Source organism: Nocardioides sp. zg-1230 (assembly GCF_013155335.1).
In the GTDB taxonomy this organism is placed as follows: Bacteria; Actinomycetota; Actinomycetes; order Propionibacteriales; family Nocardioidaceae; genus Nocardioides.
In genome coordinates this window covers 659,456-677,570 of record NZ_JABJQZ010000001.1, presented here as the reverse complement: position 1 = coordinate 677,570, position 18,115 = coordinate 659,456, and the positions used below count along the sequence as shown (strand labels likewise).

Annotated in this window: 14 protein-coding genes; 9 read left to right on the top strand and 5 right to left on the bottom strand. The window is 71.9% G+C overall.

Translation table 11 applies throughout. The features are described 5' to 3' along the window. Positions 1–11 precede the first annotated feature (11 nt). Positions 12–572 (top strand): aminodeoxychorismate/anthranilate synthase component II, encoded by a 561-nt coding sequence (locus HOO61_RS03265; RefSeq protein ID WP_172256884.1) that lies wholly within the window; start codon positions 12–14, stop codon positions 570–572. Continuing rightward, positions 569–1,846, top strand: coding sequence for an anthranilate synthase component I family protein (locus HOO61_RS03260; RefSeq protein WP_172256882.1), 1,278 nt, complete (start codon positions 569–571; stop codon positions 1,844–1,846). The genes HOO61_RS03265 and HOO61_RS03260 overlap by 4 nt, the downstream gene beginning before the upstream one ends. A 51-nt stretch (positions 1,847–1,897) precedes the next feature. On the opposite strand, the gene HOO61_RS03255 is transcribed toward HOO61_RS03260, so the two are convergent. Then, on the bottom strand, positions 1,898–3,292 hold the full coding sequence (locus HOO61_RS03255) for a cell wall metabolism sensor histidine kinase WalK (RefSeq protein ID WP_172256880.1): 1,395 nt from the start codon (positions 3,290–3,292) through the stop codon (positions 1,898–1,900). Between the two features lie 19 nt (positions 3,293–3,311). Then, positions 3,312–4,007, bottom strand: coding sequence for a response regulator transcription factor (locus HOO61_RS03250; protein ID WP_172256878.1), 696 nt, complete (start codon positions 4,005–4,007; stop codon positions 3,312–3,314). A gap of 207 nt (positions 4,008–4,214) precedes the next feature. On the opposite strand from HOO61_RS03250, the gene HOO61_RS03245 reads away from it, so the two are divergent. Both HOO61_RS03245 and HOO61_RS03240 read left to right on the top strand, forming a co-directional pair. Beyond that, a complete protein-coding gene (locus tag HOO61_RS03245) occupies positions 4,215–4,916 on the top strand; it encodes a hypothetical protein (RefSeq protein WP_172256876.1) in 702 nt (233 codons plus the stop codon). Further along, complete coding sequence (locus HOO61_RS03240) at positions 4,913–6,037, top strand: hypothetical protein (protein WP_172256874.1); 1,125 nt, start codon at positions 4,913–4,915, stop codon at positions 6,035–6,037. The genes HOO61_RS03245 and HOO61_RS03240 overlap by 4 nt, the downstream gene beginning before the upstream one ends. Positions 6,038–6,046: 9 nt before the next feature. On the opposite strand, the gene HOO61_RS03235 is transcribed toward HOO61_RS03240, so the two are convergent. From HOO61_RS03235 to HOO61_RS03225, 3 genes are read right to left on the bottom strand one after another with little or no spacing between them, the layout of a single operon-like run. After that, the gene (locus tag HOO61_RS03235) at positions 6,047–6,910 is read right to left on the bottom strand and encodes a fructosamine kinase family protein (RefSeq protein WP_172256872.1); all 864 of its coding nucleotides are present in this window, start codon (positions 6,908–6,910) and stop codon (positions 6,047–6,049) included. After that, entirely contained in the window at positions 6,910–7,410 is a 501-nt protein-coding gene (locus HOO61_RS03230; protein ID WP_367649998.1) for a low molecular weight protein-tyrosine-phosphatase, read from the bottom strand. The genes HOO61_RS03235 and HOO61_RS03230 overlap by 1 nt, the downstream gene beginning before the upstream one ends. Before the next feature lie 16 nt (positions 7,411–7,426). Continuing rightward, positions 7,427–7,813 carry a phage holin family protein gene (locus tag HOO61_RS03225; protein WP_172256868.1) on the bottom strand — a complete coding sequence of 129 codons (387 nt, stop codon included), beginning with the start codon at positions 7,811–7,813 and terminating at the stop codon, positions 7,427–7,429. A 132-nt stretch (positions 7,814–7,945) separates the two neighbouring features. Here HOO61_RS03225 and HOO61_RS03220 point away from each other — a divergent pair, with 132 nt between their 5' ends. The 5 genes from HOO61_RS03220 (at position 7,946) to HOO61_RS03200 (ending at position 17,869) form a co-directional block, all read left to right on the top strand. Next, positions 7,946–8,521, top strand: coding sequence for a VanZ family protein (locus HOO61_RS03220; protein ID WP_172256866.1), 576 nt, complete (start codon positions 7,946–7,948; stop codon positions 8,519–8,521). 9 nt (positions 8,522–8,530) lie between these two features. Continuing rightward, positions 8,531–9,601: a histidinol-phosphate transaminase gene (hisC, locus tag HOO61_RS03215; protein WP_172256864.1), complete on the top strand. Its 1,071-nt coding sequence runs from the start codon at positions 8,531–8,533 to the stop codon at positions 9,599–9,601. A 32-nt stretch (positions 9,602–9,633) separates the two neighbouring features. After that, complete coding sequence (locus HOO61_RS03210) at positions 9,634–10,623, top strand: glutathione S-transferase family protein (RefSeq protein WP_367649997.1); 990 nt, start codon at positions 9,634–9,636, stop codon at positions 10,621–10,623. Positions 10,624–10,881: 258 nt separating this feature from the next. Further along, the gene (locus HOO61_RS03205) at positions 10,882–12,420 is read left to right on the top strand and encodes a hypothetical protein (protein ID WP_172256862.1); all 1,539 of its coding nucleotides are present in this window, start codon (positions 10,882–10,884) and stop codon (positions 12,418–12,420) included. 487 nt (positions 12,421–12,907) lie between these two features. Then, positions 12,908–17,869, top strand: a complete 4,962-nt coding sequence (locus HOO61_RS03200; protein WP_172256860.1) for a prealbumin-like fold domain-containing protein — start codon at positions 12,908–12,910, stop codon at positions 17,867–17,869. The last annotated feature ends 246 nt before the right edge of the window (positions 17,870–18,115 follow it).

The following is an 18,115-nucleotide window of genomic DNA, read 5'->3' as shown; positions in this document are numbered from 1 at the left end:
ACTGTCGCTGCGTGCAGCCGGACGTGATCGTGGTCGACCACCACGACTCCTACACGTGGAACCTGGTGCACCTCGTCGCCCGGGTGACCGGCGTCCTGCCGCGGGTGGTGCAGCACGACGAGGTCACCGTCGAGGAGGTGCTGTGGCACTCGCACGTCGTCCTGTCGCCCGGACCCGGGCACCCCGACACCCGCGCGGACTTCGCGGTCGGGCCGGAGGTGCTGCGCGCCGGCACCCGCCCCGTGCTCGGCGTCTGCCTCGGCATGCAGGGGCTGGTGACGGCGTACGGCGGGACGGTGCGGCGCCTGCCCCCGGCGCACGGCGAGGTGGCCGCGGTGCGCCACGACGGCGCGGGTGTCTTCGCCGGGCTGCCCCAGGGATTCGCCGCGGTGCGCTACCACTCGCTCGGCGCGGTCACGCTGCCCGACGAGCTGGTCGCGACCGCGTGGAGCGAGGACGGCGTGGTGATGGGCGTGCGCCACGCCTCGCTGCCGCTCGAGGGCGTGCAGTTCCACCCCGAGTCGGTGCTGTCCGCACACGGCGAGGACCTCGTCAGGAACTTCCTCTCATGACCGAGCCGGTGGACGACCCGGTCGAGTTCTTCCGGTCCGTCGCGGCCGAGCACCCGCGCTGCTTCTGGCTCGACGGGGGCGGTGCGCGCGAGTGGTCGGGCCGGCGCTCGATCATCGGCTGGCTCGACGAGGACGACGTGTCCCTGTCGTGGTCGGCCGAGCGGCGCGAGGTCGTGGAGCACGCTGGTGGCGCCGCGACCGTCGTCGGCGACGACGTCTTCGCCGTCCTGGAGGCCCGGATCGCCGCGGGTGAGCAGTGGTTCGGTTACCTCGGCTACGCCGCCCGCACCGACCTGCCCGCCGCACCCGACCCGACCCTTCCCGACGCCGTCTGGATGCGCCCACGCGCGGTGCGGGTCTTCGAGCACCCGGCGCCCTCCGGGGACTCCCCGCTCGAGCGGGGAGTCCGTCACCTGGAGGGGGAGACAACCGCCTGGGAGTGTCGGACTTCCCCACCAGGTGTGTACGAGCGTGCCTTCACGCGGGTCCAGGAGCACCTGCACGCCGGCAACTCCTACGAGGTCAACCTCACCCACCGCCTCAGCCGCACCGCCGACCTCGACCCGGTGACGGCGTACCTGCGGCTGCGCGAGCTCAACCCCGCGCCGTACAGCGGCTTCCTCCAGCACGACGTCGCCGGCGCCCGTGCCTGGCTGCTGTCGAGCTCGCCGGAGCGGTACGCCCTCGTCACCGCCGACCGGCACCTCGAGACCAAGCCGATCAAGGGCACGACGCCTCGGGGTGCCACCACCGAGGAGGACGAGCACCACCGCGAGCGGCTGGCGCGCGACCCCAAGACCCGCGCCGAGAACCTGATGATCGTCGACCTGCTCCGCAACGACCTGTCCCTGGTCTGCGAGGTCGGGTCGGTCGAGGTGCCGGCGCTGATGCAGGTCGAGAGCTACGAGTCGGTGCACCAGCTGGTGTCGACGGTGCGCGGGCGGCTTCGCGACGACGTCTCCACGGTCGTCGCGCTGCGCGCGCTCTTCCCGGCCGGGTCGATGACCGGGGCGCCCAAGCTGCGCACGATGGAGATCATCGGCGAGGTCGAGTCGACGCCGCGAGGTGCGTACGCCGGCGCGTTCGGGTGGATCAGCGGCGACGGTCCGGCCGACCTCGGGGTCGTCATCCGCTCCCTGATGACCGACGGCAGCGGCACGTGGACCCTCGGCACGGGCGGCGGCATCACCGTGAAGTCCGACGTCGCCGAGGAGTGGGCGGAGTCGGAGTGGAAGGCCGAGCGGCTGCTGCGCGTCTTCGACCAGCCGCTGTAACGCCAGGTTACTGGCTGTACCCACCCTGTTGCAACCGGGTGGGTACAGGCACTAACCCGGCGTTACAGCCGCCACTCCGGGCAGCCACAGGGCGAAGCGGGCCCCGCCGCCGGGGGCCTCGGTGACCTGGATCTGGCCGCCGTGGCGGTCGATCACCTGGCGCACGATGGCCAGGCCGAGCCCGGACCCGGGCATCGCGCGCGACTCCTCGGCCCGGTAGAACCGCTCGAACACGTGCGGGCGGTCGGCCTCCGCGACGCCCTCGCCCTGGTCGTCGACGGTCAGCACGCCGTCGGCGAGGCGCACGGTGACGGTGCCCTCGGGCGGGCTCCACTTGGCGGCGTTGTCGAGCAGGTTGGTGACCGCGCGCTCGAGGCCGTTGGCGTCACCCACGACGGGCCACGGGTCGAGCACGACGTCGAACGACACCCCGTGCGCGCGACGGCGTACACGCGTCACAGCCCGCTCCACGACCTCGGCGAGGTCGACCTCCGCGACCACCCGGGTGGTGGGCTCGTCGCGTGCGAGCTCGACGAGGTCACCGACGAGGGCGCTCAGCTCCTCGATCTGCCCGCGGACGTCGTCGAGCAGCTCGAGCCGGGCCTCGGCCGGCAGGGCCGCGTTCCCCTCCGCCTGGCGGAGCAGGTCGAGGTTGGTGCGCAGCGAGGTGAGCGGGGTGCGCAGCTCGTGGCTGGCGTCGGCGACGAGCCGGCGCTGCCGGTCGCGCGAGGCGCCGAGGGCGAGCAGCATCTGGTTGAAGGCGGTGGCGAGCCGGGCGACCTCGTCGTCCCCCTCCACACGCAGGGGTCGCAGGTCCTCGGTGATCGCGATGCGCTCGACGGCGGAGGTGAGCCGGCGCAGCGGACGCAGGCCGTTGCGGGCCACCAGCCAGCCGGCGAGCAGCGCCGCCAGCACCCCGAGCGCGCCGAACACGAACAGCACCCCGCCGAGCTTCTCGAGCGTCCGGTCGTTGGGCGCGAGGGGCTGGGCGAGGATGAGGGCCTCGCCCCGTCCCGCCTGGACGGTCGCGACCCGGAAACGCTCGCCCTCCCGGGTCACCAGCGTGCGCACGGCGGACTCGCGCTGGCCGGTCACGACGTCGTACTCCGGCTGGCCGAGGGTGAAGTGCGGGATGTCGGACCCCGACATGCCGCGGCCGTCGGCGCTGATGAAGATGATCCGGACGTCGGCCGCGCCCAGCATCCACGACGGGACGCCACCAGAGGTGACGCGCGACAGGGTGGTGTTGGCCGTCGCCTTGTGCGCACGGTTGAGCAGCGACTGGTCGAGCGAGTTCATCATCTGCTGGCGCATCACCACGAACGCGGTGAAAGCCATCACGGCGATCGAGAGCCCGAGCGCGATCGTGGTGAGCACGGCCACCCGCGACGCCAGGGACCGGCGGTAGTGCCAGCGCCCGTCGGTCAAGACGGTGGACGGCGTCATGCGGGGTCCCGTGGGGTGCTCATGATTCCTTCAGCACGTAGCCGACGCCGCGCACGGTCTGGATCAGCCGCGGCTCGCCGTCGGCCTCGGTCTTGCGGCGCAGGTAGCCGACGTAGACCTCGAGCGAGTTCGCACTCGTGGGGAAGTCGTAGCCCCAGACCTCCTCGAGGATGAACGAGCGGTCGAGCACGCGCCGCGGGCGGCGCAGGAACATCTCGAGCAGCGTGAACTCGGTGCGGGTCAGCTCGATCGGCCGGCCCCCGCGCGAGACGTCACGGCTCGCGACGTCCATGGTGAGGTCGGAGAAGGTCAGCACCTCGCTCGCGGCGTCGCCGTCGGGGACCACGCGGCGCAGCAGCGCCCGCAGCCGGGCCAGCAGCTCCTCCAGCGCGAACGGCTTGGTGAGGTAGTCGTCGGCGCCGGCGTCGAGGCCCTCGACCCGGTCGCCCACCGCGTCACGCGCGGTCAGGACCAGGACGGGTACGTCGTTGCCCGCCGCCCGCAGCGCGCGCGTCGTCTCGATCCCGTCGAGCCGCGGCATCATCACATCGACCACCACGACGTCGGGGTGCTGAGCCCCGACCGCGACCAGGCCCTCGGCGCCGTCGGCGGCCAGCACGACCTCGTAGCCGTTGAACTCCAGCGACCGGCGCAGCGAGTCGCGCACGGCCCGGTCGTCGTCGACGACCAGCACGCGGGGCCGGGACTCACTCACGCGCCAAGGATGCCACCGGCTCCTGAGGCGATCCTGAACGTCGAGTGCGCGGCTCCGTGGCGACCACTACCGCGAGCGCACTCGACCGGGGATGGGTCGGGGTCTCACCATTCCTGCCCGACGAGCGATCGCCGCCGTCATGCTGTGGGCGTCGGAGGGACTGCGTCGGGTGCTGTCAGACGCCGACGAGGGGCGAAGGGAGTGCACATGGAGCAGCGCGACCGCAGGTATCGCGCCCACAGGTTCGTGGCGTTGCGGGTCAACGTCCTGTGGTCCTGGCTGCTCTTGACGCCGGTGGTCCTCTGGAGTGCCGTGCTGGGCATGGCCGCGCTCGTGGTGGCGTTGGTCTGGGCGGGCACCCTGGGCGCACGGTCGGCGGACGCGTGGTCGTCGGAGCGCGCGAGGGGACTGTCCGGTCGGGCGGCGGCCTCGGCGGCGGGCTGGTGGCAGGCGGCCACGGTGCTCGTGCTCGCCGTCGCTGCGACGGTCCTCGCCGGGCTCGCGCTGCGAGAGCTGTTCCCGGTGGGCGACTGGCTCGACGCCGACGGGATCGCCCGGCCCGTGGTGGGGGCGCTGTCCCTCGTCCTGGGCGCCGCGATCCCCGGGGTCGCCGCGGTGGTCGTGGCGTTCCGGTCCCGCGCCCTGGAAGGTGCGGTTGTCGGCGAGGGGGAGCTCCCGGAGCGGCGAGCCCGGGCGGGTCTGGTCGGGGTTCGGCGTACGGCGGCCCTCGCCGTGGCCGCGGCCCTGGGTGTCGTCAACGTGGCGGTGCTGACCAGCGTCACGGCGCTCGGAGAGTGGGTGGGAGCGGGCGCGGGCCAGGCAACCGCCGCCGTGGCAGTCCTGGCGCTCGCCCTCGCGACGCCTACGGCGGCCGTCTGGTACGCGAGGCGCCCGGGAGGACCGTGGTGAGGATCAGCACGGCGGCCGAGCTCGAGGCGCGACTGCGGTCGATCCGGGACACGCCAGGCGACGAGGACCAGTTCGCCGCCGAGGCGCGGGCGCTCGGCCGGGACCTCGGGGTGCGGATCGGGTGCGACTCGCTGCTCCAGCTCGCGCTGGCGGGGCTGACCCGCGTCGGTGCTCGTGACCGCCCCGAAGCAGGCCCGCATGCGGTTTTCTCGGGACGGAGCGTGGTGCTCGCGCCCGCACCTGCCACGCGGTGGGGGGAGGCGGACGCGGGTGACCTCCTGTCGGCGCTGCTGGGGGCCGTGGAAGCCGCGGTCCCGGCCATCGATGTCCAGGGCGAGCTCCGGTCGACGTACGTCGCCGTGCTGGCCCGACCCGACGTACGGGCCGCCCTCGGAGATGATCGGCCCGTCGACCTCCACGCCCTGGCGGCGCTCGTGGCCGAGCGCGCGGCCGCCGGCTTCCGGGTCCCGGCGACGCTGGAGCTCGACGTCGAGGTGGGTCTCTTCGACTGGCTGGGTGAAATGAGGGGTGGCCCCTTCCCGGCCTACTTCCTCCCCGAGGTCCTCGACCGACGGGACCTCCGGCTGAGCTTGCGGGGAGAGCGGGTCGGCGCGGCCGCCGCCCGGCTGTGCGAGGTGCCGGTCTCCGGCCTCCTGCCCTTCGAGGGGCCCGACGACGCCGTCGTGGACCCGTCGCTGTCCCTCGACCAGCTCGTCCAGTCCGCCGAGGCGCTCTCGCGCACGTCTGAGGGGTGGTCCGCCCGGCGCCGCGGCCTGCTCGACCCCCTCGCGGCCGATGAATTCGGCGAGCGGCCCTGGGTGATGTCGGGACGCGCGCTCCGCTGGCTGGTCGACCGCGGGGTGCCGGTCGGTCCGCTGCGCCTGGGGCGGGTCGACGAGCACGTCAAGAGCGTCATCGAGATGCTGGATCGCGGCGAGGACACCGACCCGGTGGGCGCCCACCTGAACGTGGTCGTCGGCCAGGCGGAGGACGGGGTCCACCTGCCGCTGGCGGAGGAGCTCGCACTCCTCGCCTGGCTCCTCGACGTCCACGACGAGTACGTCGACCTCGAGGCGTTCCTCGACATCAGGAGCAGGGGCCTTCGGGGTGAGTTCGGGTGAGCTCCCGGCTCAGGCGTATCGGGCCGCGACGGTGCCAGCCCGCGCGCCGTAGCCGCCGCCGAACATGCAGGCGTGGACGAGCAGCGGGAAGAGCTGGTGGATCCCGAGGCGGTCCTCCCAGCCCTCGGCGAGCGGCTGCGCCTCGTCGTATGCCGCCATCACCCGCGGCAGGTGCGTGAGGCCGAACAGGTGCAGCATCGCCAGGTCGAGCTCGCGGTGGCCGCCGTGGGCGGCGGGGTCGATGACGTGGATGGCGAGGTCCTGGCCCCACAGGCAGTTGCCGTTCCAGAGGTCACCGTGGAGGCGGGCGGGGGTCTCGTCGGGCAGCAGCCCGGTCAGCTTGCCCACGACGGCCTCGACCGATGCGGCGTCGGTCTCGGAGATCGCTCCCCGGTCGCGGGCGAGCTTGAGGTAGGGCAGCACCCGGCGCACCGCGTAGAACTCCGGCCACGAGTCGGCGGGCTTGTTGGGCAGCGGGAGCCGCCCGATGAAGCCGTCGTGGTCGAGCCCCCACCCGTCGGCGCCCGCGGCGTGGGTGGTGGCGAGCTGCTGGCCGAAGGTGACGGCGGCCTCGACGGGCGTCTTGGCGCTCTGCTCCACCCAGGCGAGGACCAGGCAGTCGTCGGCGGCGGCCAGCACGTCGGGCACCGGCACCCCGCCCTCGACCTCCGCGAGCCAGCGCAGCCCCTCGGCCTCGGCCTCGAAGAAGCCCTCCGGCGCGTGGGGCAGCGTCTTCATCAGCGCCGTCTGCCCGCTGGACAGGCGCAGCCGCGTCGCCGTGGCGATGTCGCCGCCCGCCACCGGCGAGGTCGCGACGACGGCGGCGTCGAGAAGCTCCTCGGCCCGCTTGGCGACCAGCGGCTGGCGAGCCATCAGCCCGTGCCCCCGAGAGCGCGGGGGAGGGCCGCCACGATCGCATCACTCGTGCGCTCGACCATCGCCAGCACCTCCTCGAACCCGTCGGCCCCACCGTAGTACGGGTCCGGTACGGCGCCACCCGGATCGACCGGATCGAGGTCACGGAACATGCCCACACGATCGGTGCGCCCGCCCACGTCGGCGAGGTTGGCCTCGTCCATCACGAGCACGAGGTCGTACGCCTCGGGCCAGGTGGCGTCGTACTGCCGGGCACGGTGCCGGCTCGGGTCGTAGCCCGACGCGGCCAGGGTGGCCGCGGCGCGCGGGTCCATCGGGTTGCCGACGTGCCACCCGCCCGTGCCAGACGACGCCACCTCGACGCGGTCGGCGAGGCCGGCGTCGGCGAGCCGGCTCTCGAGGACGACGTGCGCGGTCGGCGAGCGGCAGATGTTGCCGAGGCAGACGAGCGCGATCCGGTAGCGCCCGGGCTCGCGGGCGGCGGGGAGTGCGGGCACTCGCACCAGCCCCGCGTCAGTCGCCCGGCAGGGCGACGCGGACGCCCCAGCCGACGATCGTGATGATGATCGAGCCGACGAGCGCGCTCCAGAAGCCGTCGACGTGGAAGCCGAGGTCGAAGAGGTCGGCCAGCCAGGCGGTGAACAGCAGCATCCCGGCGTTGATCACCAGCAGCAGGAAGCCCAGCGTCAGGATGATGAACGGCAGGGACAGCAGCTTGACCACCGGCTCGATGAAGGTCGACACCAGGCCGAGGATGAGCGCCACGGCGAGCACGTCGAGCCACTTGTCCTGCAGCTCGGCGCTGCCGCTCTTCGCGCCCTCGAACCAGATGCCGTCCAGCAGCCAGGCCGCGACGGTCAGGCCCGCCGCGTAGGTGAGCAGCCACATCAGGAACCTCATGTCACGACACTAGCCGGGAGCGACGAAGTCGCGTCCGGCGTGTGGCGGGAGGTTGAGCAAGCCCGCGGCCGAGCTCGCGAGGACGCGACGGCGCGTCGAAACACGCGATCGAGGGCCGACTACCCTCCCCGGATGGTCATGATCGGAGGCACGGGCGTCATGGTGCTCGGCGCCCTCGTCGCCGCTGGTCTCGCCGCCCTGCTCGCGACGGTCCTGCGGCCCCGGCTCGGCACCGCCTCGGCGGTCTCGGTCGCCGGCCTCCTGTGGTCGCTCGTCGCGATCGCGCTCGTGACCCTCGTGCCCACCCGGGCCGACGTCGGCGTCGTGCCTGCCGAGAGCCGCAGCGAGGCCTGCTCGTGGGACTACGGCGGACCGTCGGGCGCGGCCTTCGAGGTTCTCGGCTTCGACCAGCGCACCCTCAACGTGCTGCTCTTCGTGCCGGCCGGGCTGTTCCTCGTGCTGGCGGTCGGACGCTGGTGGGCGGGCCTGGTCCTCGCGCCGGTCGGCCTCGCGGCGCTGACGGCGTACAGCCTCACGATCGAGTTCACGCAGCTCCAGCTCGCCCGGCTCGACCGGGCGTGCGACGTCACCGACATGGTCGACAACATCCTCGGCGCGGGCATCGGCTTCGCCATGGGGCTCGTCCTGCTGCCGGTGGTGCGGCCGTGGCGGGGCCGGCGGGCGCCGCGTCAGCCCGTCGGTCACTAGGGTGCGGCCATGAGCTCACCCCAGCCCCGGCCCAACGTGCTCGCCATCCCTGCGTACGTCGCCGGCAAGCCGCCCGTCGCCCGACCCGGGCTGACGTCCTACAAGCTCTCGTCCAACGAGAACCCCTACCCGCCGCTCCCGGGCGTGCTCGAGGCCGCCCGCGAGGCAGCGGCGGAGATGAACCGCTACCCCGACATGGGCAGCGCCGCCCTCTACGCCGCGCTCGCCGACGCGATGGGCGTGCCGGCCGAGGACCTCGCCGCGGCGACCGGGTCGGTCGCGTTGATCTACCAGCTCGTCAACGCCTTCTGCGAGCCGGGCGACGAGGTCGTCTACGCCTGGCGCTCCTTCGAGGCCTACCCCATCGCAGTCACCGCCGGCGGGGCGCGCAGCGTGCAGGTGCCGGTCACCGCCGACGGGCGCCACGACCTCGACGCGATGGCTGCCGCCGTCACCGACCGCACCAAGGTCGTCATCGTCTGCACGCCCAACAACCCGACCGGTCCGGCCGTCACCCAGTCCGAGCTCGACGCGTTCATCGCGAAGGTCCCCTCGCACGTGGTGGTCGTGGTCGACGAGGCCTATCTCGAGTTCGTGCGGATGGACGACGCCATCGACGGCATCGCGACCTACCGCCAGCACGACAACGTCGTGCTGACGCGCACCTTCTCCAAGGCCTACGGCCTCGCCGGCTTCCGGGTCGGGTACGCCGTCGCTCCCGCACCGCTCGCGGCCGCCCTCCGCGCCGTCTCGCTGCCCTTCGGCGTCAGCCACGTCGCCCAGGCCGCGGCCATCGCGTCGCTCGAGGCGCAGGCCGAGCTCTTCGTGCGCGTCGAGGACCTCGTCGCGCGTCGCGCCGACCTGGTCGCCCGGCTGCGCGAGGTGGGCTGGGACCTCCCCGACGCCCAGGGCAACTTCGTGTGGTTCCCGCTGGGCGATCGCGCCCTCGACTTCGCCGCCGCGTGCGGGGAGGTCGGGATCTCGGTGCGCCCCTTCGCCGGCGACGGCGTACGCGTCAGCATCGGCGAGGCCGAGGCCTTCGACCGCGTGGTCGAGGTGGCCGGCCGCTTCGCCCCCTGAGCGCCCGACACCCCACTCGCTATGGTTGAAGTGTGAACGACACGGCGACCTACACCACCAAGGGCAAGCCCTTCGAGCGCGACATGTCCTACCTCCCGGACCGCGTGCTCGCGGGGGACCGGTCGGCCGACCCGCTGGACGAGCAGTTCCCCAGCGGATCGAAGGACAGCCCGCGTGAGGTGACCGTGTGGAGGGCCGAGCCCGGCCGCTACCGCCTCGTCGCGGCGCGGGCGTGCCCGTGGGCGCACCGCTCCATCATCATCCGCACGCTCCTCGGCCTCGAGGACGTCATCTCCTGGGGTGCGCCCGGACCGACCCACGACGCCCGCAGCTGGACGTTCGACCTCGACGAGGACGGCCGCGACCCGGTGCTCGGCATCGAGCGCCTGCAGGAGGCCTACTTCGCCCGCGAGCCCGACTACCCGCGCGGCATCACCGTGCCGGCGATCGTCGAGGTCGAGTCGGGCAAGGTCGTGACCAACGACTTCCCGCAGATCACCCACGACCTGTCGTTCGAGTGGCGCGAGCACCAGCGCCCCGACGCCCCCGACCTCTGGCCCGCCGACCTCCGCGAGGAGATGGAGTCGGTGATGAAGCGGGTCTTCACCGAGGTCAACAACGGCGTCTACCGATGCGGCTTCGCCGGCTCGCAGGAGGCGTACGAGGACGCCTACGACCGCCTCTTCACCACGCTCGACTGGCTCGAGGAGCGCCTCGCCGACCGCCGCTACCTGATGGGCGACGCCATCACCGAGGCCGACGTACGGCTCTTCACCACGCTGGTGCGCTTCGACGCGGTCTACCACGGCCACTTCAAGTGCAACCGCAACAAGCTGACCGAGATGCCGAACCTCTGGGGCTACGCCCGCGACCTCTTCCAGACCCCCGGCTTCGCCGACGAGGTCGACTTCGACCAGATCAAGCAGCACTACTACGTCGTGCACACCGACATCAACCCCACGCAGATCATCCCGGTCGGCCCCGACGAATCGGGCTGGCGCACGCCGCACGGGCGCGGCTGAGCGCACCGTCTGACGCTCCGCCGCCTCACCGCGGTCTGGCTCGCGCGACCGCGACACGCGCGATATCTCGGCGAATCGTCCGAGAGTTCAGCAAGACCTCTCGGAGGTTGAGCATTGCTTGCCCCGCACCACTTCTCCGTGCGCTAGTGGCGGGTGGATGGTGGTCGCCGGGAGCCGGCCGGGGGGGTCGGTGACCGGCGCGCATGGCCCACCGGGCCTGCCGCAGGGACACATGGGTCACATGCCAGGGGGCAGCACATGCACGCACGTACGACGATTCCGCGCGCCCGAACCAGGGGGTGGAAGGGGCTCGCGTCACTGCTCCTGCTGCTCCCCACCATCGCGGTGCTGGGAGCCCAGGCCGCCACGCCCGCCTCCGCCACCTCCGAGATCTGCGCAGGTGACAAGGTCGAGGTCACGGGCGAGAAGGAGACCATCACCTACACCGCGCCCGACGGGTACCTCATCAGCAGCTGGTGCGTGAAGGCCGGCACCCGGACCGAGGTCCACGACATCGACCCTCCGGTCAAGACGATCACCATCTCGCACTCCTCGGGCAAGGGGATCAGCCACTACTCGGTCACGCTCGTCAAGGCGCCGACTCCGGTGGTCCCGACTGCTCCGACGTCGTCGGACGTGTGTGAGCCGGCTACGGGTCCGACGAACGACCGGGTCGTCATCCCGTCGGACGCGCATTTCACCTACGAGCTGGACGGCGTGGCCGTCCCGGCGGGTGAGGTCGTGGCAACGGGTACGTCGCACACGGTGGTGGCTGTTCCGAAGGCCGGTGTCGTGGTGAAGGAGGGGGCGACCAAGACGTGGACGTTCACGTTCACCAAGGAGAAGTGCGTGACGCCGCCGACTCCGGTGGCGCCGACTGCTCCGACGAAGTCGGACGTGTGCGAGCCGGCCTCGGGGCCGACCGATGACCGGGTCGTGATCCCGATGGATGCGAACTTCACCTACACGCTGGACGGGGCGGCTGTCGCGGCCGGTTCGGTCGTGGCGACGGGTACGTCGCACACGGTGAAGGCTGTCCCGAAGGACGGCGTGGTGGTGAAGGAGGGCGCGACGACGGAGTGGACGTTCACGTTCACCAAGGAGAAGTGCGTGACGCCGCCGACTCCGGTGGCGCCGACTGCTCCGACGAAGTCGGACGTGTGCGAGCCGGCCTCGGGGCCGACCGATGACCGCCTCGTGATCCCGATGGATGCGAACTTCACGTACACGCTGGACGGCGCGGCTGTCGCGGCCGGCGAGGTCGTGGCCACGGGCACGTCCCACACGGTGAAGGCTGTCCCGAAGGACGGCGTGGTCGTGAAGGACGGCGCGACGACGGAGTGGACGTTCACCTTCACCAAGGACAAGTGCGTCACGCCGCCTCCGCCGCCCCCGCCGCCGGTGACCCCGCCGGTCCCGCCGGTGATGCCGCCGGTGACCCCGCCTGTGGTGACCCCGCCGGTGACGCCTCCCGTCGTGGCGCCGCCCGAGGTGCTGCCGGAGCAGGCGTTCGGCAAGGCTGTCGGCAAGGTCAAGGTCACGTGCCAGGGCACCGTGCGCGCACGGCTGGCAAACCGCTCCGGTGAGCGGGTCGTCTACACGCTGCGCGTCGGCTCGAAGGTGCACCGCATCGCCGTGAAGGCCCAGGACGCGCGGAAGTTCGTCACCCGGGGCCCAGCACGCGCGAAGGTGGTGCTGAAGGTCGGCTCCACCCGGCTCGACCAGGTCCGCATCCCGGGCCTGTGCGCGGCGCCGGAGGTCCTCCCGGACACGGGGGTGCGCGCCACGAGCAGCTGAGCGACGTACGACGCCGAGCCGGCGTCGACGGGTCCCACGGGTCCCGTCGGCGCCGGTTCGTCGTTCCCGGACCGTCGGTCACCTCTCCCAGGTTGGGTACGTGGTCTGGTCCGCACAGGGCGTTATCCGGGCCGCTTTACCAACGTTGGGTCAAGCCGCTCCGCAGGTTGGCCGCGGCCTCCCCGCGGTGGATTCCCGTCGTGGTGACCTGAGGCCACGCTGCTGTTCGAGACATGCGTGCCGTGCCACTTGGGGGTGCACGGCGATCAACGGTCGGCAGCGCTGGGGGCGTCGGTCACCGGACAGGTATCAGTGGGGACTACTCGCGCCAGGGGGCGGGGCAATGCAACGCGTACGAACAACGACGACGGCACCACGGGGACGGCGGGCCAGGCGGGCCCATGCCGCCGAACGGCAACCGGGACCCGGGCGGTTGAGGACGCTGGTCGCGCTCCTCCTGCTCGTGCCGACGGTCGCGGTCCAGGCCGTGAGCACCACGTCAGCGGGGGCGGGCGTCACGGCCGGGTTCGAGATCGACGGGAACACGCTCGTCAACGGGGGCGGCCTCGACTGGACCAGCCCGGGCATCGCACCCCCGACCCCAGACCCCGTGAAGACCGACGACGACAGCAACTTCACCGGCGGCTCGAAGGAGTTCCAGAACCCGAGCGACTGGAAGGAGGGCACCGGCACCGCCACCGACCAGGGCGACATCACCGACGTCTACTCGCACTTCGTGACCGGCACCTCGACGTGGGCCTTCCTCGGGTTCCGGCGTCTCGCCGAGAGCGGGACCATGACGTTCATGGCCGAGTTCAACCAGAAGGCCAACCTCCCCAAGGAGGCCGACGACTCGGTCGAGTTCCGGCCGGATCGCTCGGTCAATGACCTGCTCCTGCGCTTCGACCAGGACGGCAACGGCAACTTCCTGCTGTCCGCGGCCTACAAGTGGACCCAGTCCGCGACCGACTCGTTCACGACGGGCTGCTTCCCCGTCCCCGGCTACGCCACACCGTCCGCCTGGTGCCCGACCCCGACCACCGGCGCCGGCTTCGACGGTGCAACCGGTGAGGGCAAGCTCTTCGCCGAGGGCGCGGTCAACCTCAGCTCCTTCGACAACGTGGGCGACTGCCGCGGCGCGTACGGCGTGATGAACGTCCGCTCCTTCGCCGGAGACGCTGAGAAGTCGTCGCTGCTCGACTTCGTCGGGGGCATCGGCATCCAGGTGCCGCCGACCTGCGGCAAGCTCGTCATCGAGAAGCGCGACCAGTTCGAGCGGCTCGTTCCCGGCGCGACCTTCGAGGTCACCAAGAACCCGGTCCCGGGCGTCACGGGCGCCGCGGCCGACAAGCTCGTCGTCAAGGACGGTGCCGCGCCGGGCATCGACACCGTCGCTGACGGCCGCGTGACCATCGACCCCGCCAAGCCGGGCACCTACACGGTCAAGGAGATCGCGACCCCCGCCGGCTACGCGCCCGACGCCACGGTCCACACGAACGTGGTCGTCGGGAGCTCGGGCACGAGCGTGGCCACGGTCGAGTTCACCAACAAGCTCTACTTCGACCCCCTCGCCGTGACCAACCAGGCCTCGGGGTCCTACGGCCTCGAGTACGACTGGCGGGTGCACAAGACCGTCGTCGGCGACGCGTCGAAGACCGTCGAGGAGGGCCAGACCACCACGTTCGACTACCAGGTCGAGCTCGAGGCGCTGCCCCAGGGCGAGCCCACGGACAAGAAGGTGACCGGCACGGTCCGGGTGACCAACCCCAACCCGGCCGCCACGCACCCGATGATGCGAGCCACGATCAGCATCGACGGCGACCTGTCGTGCCGCTTCCTGCCGACCAACGACGACGTCGACGTCGACCCGGGCACCGCGGGGGTCCAGGTCGACGTCGGCGCCGGCGTCACGCCGTACGCCTACGCGTGCGACCCGGGTGCCGGCGAGCTCGTCAGCGGTGACACCACCGCGACGGTCAGCTGGGACCAGGGCACCTACCCGCTGGCCGCGGCCCACCCGGGCACCGTCAGCGCCACCACGACGTACGACATCACGGCGCAGCCGAAGATCGACGAGCGTGCCTCGGTGACCGACGCGTTCGACGGTGGCTCGGCGACGCCGATCGGCGAAGAGAGCTACCTGTGGTCCGACGTCTGGAAGGCGCCCGACCACCGGGTCGTCGTCGCCACCTACTCCGGCCCGGCCGTCGGCGGCCCTCCGGGCGCCTGCCGCGACTACGAGAACGTGGCGCGGGTCAACGAGAGCGACACCGACGACTTCGACACCTCCGAGCAGACCGTCGAGGTCTGCGTGAAGCTCAAGGACCTGCGTGTCACCAAGACCGCGGAGCCGGCGTTCGCCCGCGACTACGACTGGACGATCAAGAAGTCGGTGAAGGGCGACTCCTCGCAGACGGTGGACGAGGGCACGAAGGCCTCGTTCGAGTACGACGTCGTGGTGACCCCGTCGATCAGCGGAGACGGTGAGTTCGTCGTCACCGGCGAGATCTCGGTCGAGAACCCCAACGAGACGACGATCTCCGGGGTGCAGCTGGCCGACTCGCTGCCGGGTGGCCAGTGCGCGATCGACAAGCCTGCGGGCACGCTGTCGATCGCGAGCGGGGAGTCGACGTTCGCCTACTCCTGCGTCCTGCCGGACGCGACCGCAGCCACGACGGGCACCAACACCGCGACCGCGACGTGGGACAAGGCGGGCTACCTGGGCACGAGCGGCAGCGCGTCGGGCACGGCCGGGTTCGACTTCGCCGCGGCGAAGCCGAGCGTCACGGACGCGACCGCCACGGTGACCGACACCCAGGTCGACCTGGACGGCACGTCCCCGGACGGCGTCGTGGTCAAGGCGTCGGACGGGCCGCGGACCTTCACCTACAGCAAGGAGTTCGAGGGCGTGCCCGGGAAGTGCACGACGTACGACAACACCGCGAAGGTCGTGGCGACCGACTCGAAGGACGCCGACTCGGACAGCGAGAGTGTCGAGGTCTGCGTGGAGCTCGACGACCTGGTCGTCACGAAGTCTGCGAAGCCGGCGTTCGCCCGTGACCACGACTGGACGATCGAGAAGTCGGTCAAGGGTGACTCGTCACAGACGGTGGACGAGGGCGCGAAGGCCTCGTTCGAGTACGACGTCGTGGTGACCCCGTCGATCGGCGCGGAGAGCACGTTCGTCGTCACCGGCGAGATCACGGTGACCAACCCCAACGAGACGACGCTCTCCGGGGTGCAGCTGGCGGACTCGTTGCCGGGTGGTCAGTGCACGATCGACAAGCCCGCGGGCACCCTGTCGATCGCGAAGGGCACGTCGACGTTCGACTACTCGTGCGTCCTGCCGGACGCGACGTCTGACACGACTGGCACGAACACCGCGACCGCGACGTGGGACAAGACGGCCTACCTGGGCACCAGCGGCTCCGCCTCGGGCACAGCCGGGTTCGACTTCGCAAACGCGCAGCCGACGGTGACCGACGCGACCGCGACCGTCACCGACACCCAGGTCGTGCTGCCCGGCGGCACCGGCGACGGGGTGGTGGTGAAGGCCGCCGACGGCCCGCGGACCTTCACCTACAGCAAGGAGTTCGACGGCGTGCCCGGGAAGTGCACGACCTACGACAACACCGCGAAGGTCGTGGCGACCGACTCGAAGGACGTCGACTCCGACAGCGAGACCGTCGAGGTCTGCGTCGACCTCGATGACCTGGTCGTCACGAAGACCGCGAAGCCGCAGTTCGCCCGTGACTACGACTGGACGATCGAGAAGTCGGTGAAGGGTGACTCCTCGCAGACGGTGCCGCAGGGCACGCCCGCGTCGTTCACGTACGACGTCGTGGTGACGCCGTCCGCGGCGCAGGACACGGCGTTCGTCGTCTCCGGCGTGATCACGGTCGACAACCCCAACGAGACCACGATCTCCGGGGTGCAGCTGACCGACTCGCTGCCGGGCGGGCAGTGCACGATCGACACGCCTGCGGGCACGCTGTCGATCGCGAGCGGGGAGTCGACGTACGGCTACTCGTGCGTCCTGCCGGACGCCACCGCGACCACGACGGGCAGCAACACCGCCACGGCGACGTGGGACAAGGCGGCGTACGTCGGCACGAGCGGCTCGGCATCCGGCACCGCCGGGTTCGACTTCGCGAACGCGAAGCCGACGGTGACCGACGCGACCGCGACGGTGACCGACAGCCAGGTCCAGCTGGGCGACGTGCCCGGCGGCGCGGTGGTCACGGCGTCCGAGGGCCCGCGGACCTTCACCTACACGAAGGAGTTCGACGGGGTCCCGGGCGAGTGCACGACGTACGACAACACCGCCACGGTGGTGGCGACCGACTCGAAGGACGTCGACTCCGACGACGCGTCGGTCGAGGTCTGCGTCGAGAAGCCGCTGCAGCTGCCGCCGACGGCCACGGCCGACCTGACCCGTGACCACGCGTGGTCGATCACCAAGGTCTCCGACGCCACCCAGCGCACGGTCGACGCCAACGGCAACGCGACCTTCACCTACACCGTGACGGCCCGGGCCGGCGCGAGGACCGAGTCCGGGTGGCGGCTGCAGGGCGAGGTGGCGATCACCAACCCCAACCAGTACGCCGACGGCGACATCGTCGCGGACGTCACCGCGTCGACGGACCTCGGCGGGGGCGCGGTCTGCACCGTCACCGGCGGCGACGACGTGGTGGTCGCAGCCGACGACTCGGCGACCCTGCCGATCGCCTGCACGTTCACCTCGAGGCCCGCAGGCTCCGGGACCGTGAGCGTGACGGCGACGTGGGACCCGGCGGGTGAGGCGACCTCGACGTCGGTCACCGAGTCCACCGAGCCGGTCACGTTCGCGGTCCGCTCGGAGACCAACAAGACGGTGCAGGTGGTCGACGACAAGACCGTCGCCGGCCAGCGCGTCGTCCTCGACCCGGCGCTGACGTGGGAGGCCGGGCTGGTGCGGAGCTACACCTACTCGCTCACCCTGGCCGGTGGCGCCGCCGGTGCCTGCCGCAGCTGGACCAACACGGCGACGATCGACCAGCCGGTCGGCACCGACCCGACGGCGAGCGCTGCCGTGCTGGTCTGCACGCCGGCCGTCCCGCCGCCGCCCGTCGTCTCGCCCGTCGCCCCGCCGGTCCCGCCAGAGGTCCTGCCCGAGCAGGCCTTCGGCAAGGCGGTCGGCTCGGTGCGGGCGAGCTGCCAGGGCACCGTCCGGGCCAGGCTCGCCAACCGCTCCGGCGAGACGGTGGTCTACAAGCTGCGGGTCGGCAAGAAGGTCCACAAGGTCGCCGTGAAGTCCCTCGCGAAGAAGAGGTTCGTCACGAAGGGACAGCCCAGGGCGAAGGTCACGTTGAAGGTCGGCTCCACCCGTCTCGACACGCTCCGCATCCCGGCGTTGTGCGCGGCCCCCGAGGTCCTGCCCGACACCGGCCTGCGCGCCACGAGCCGGTGAGGGCCTCCTTCATCACCGGGTAGCGAGAGCTGCCCAGCCTCCAGCCCCCATGGAGGCGGGCCGGCGTCGACAGGTCCCCCACAGACCTGCCGGCGCCGGCCCATCTGCGTCCCGTCCTCGTGCTCCGGACGGCGTACGAGCGGGGTGCGGGGAGGGCCACCCAGATTGGTGCTGGCCGGCTCCGGCCGATACGTTGACCCCCATCCTGTGGTCGGGGTCACACACGCCGGCGACCACGCTTGCAAG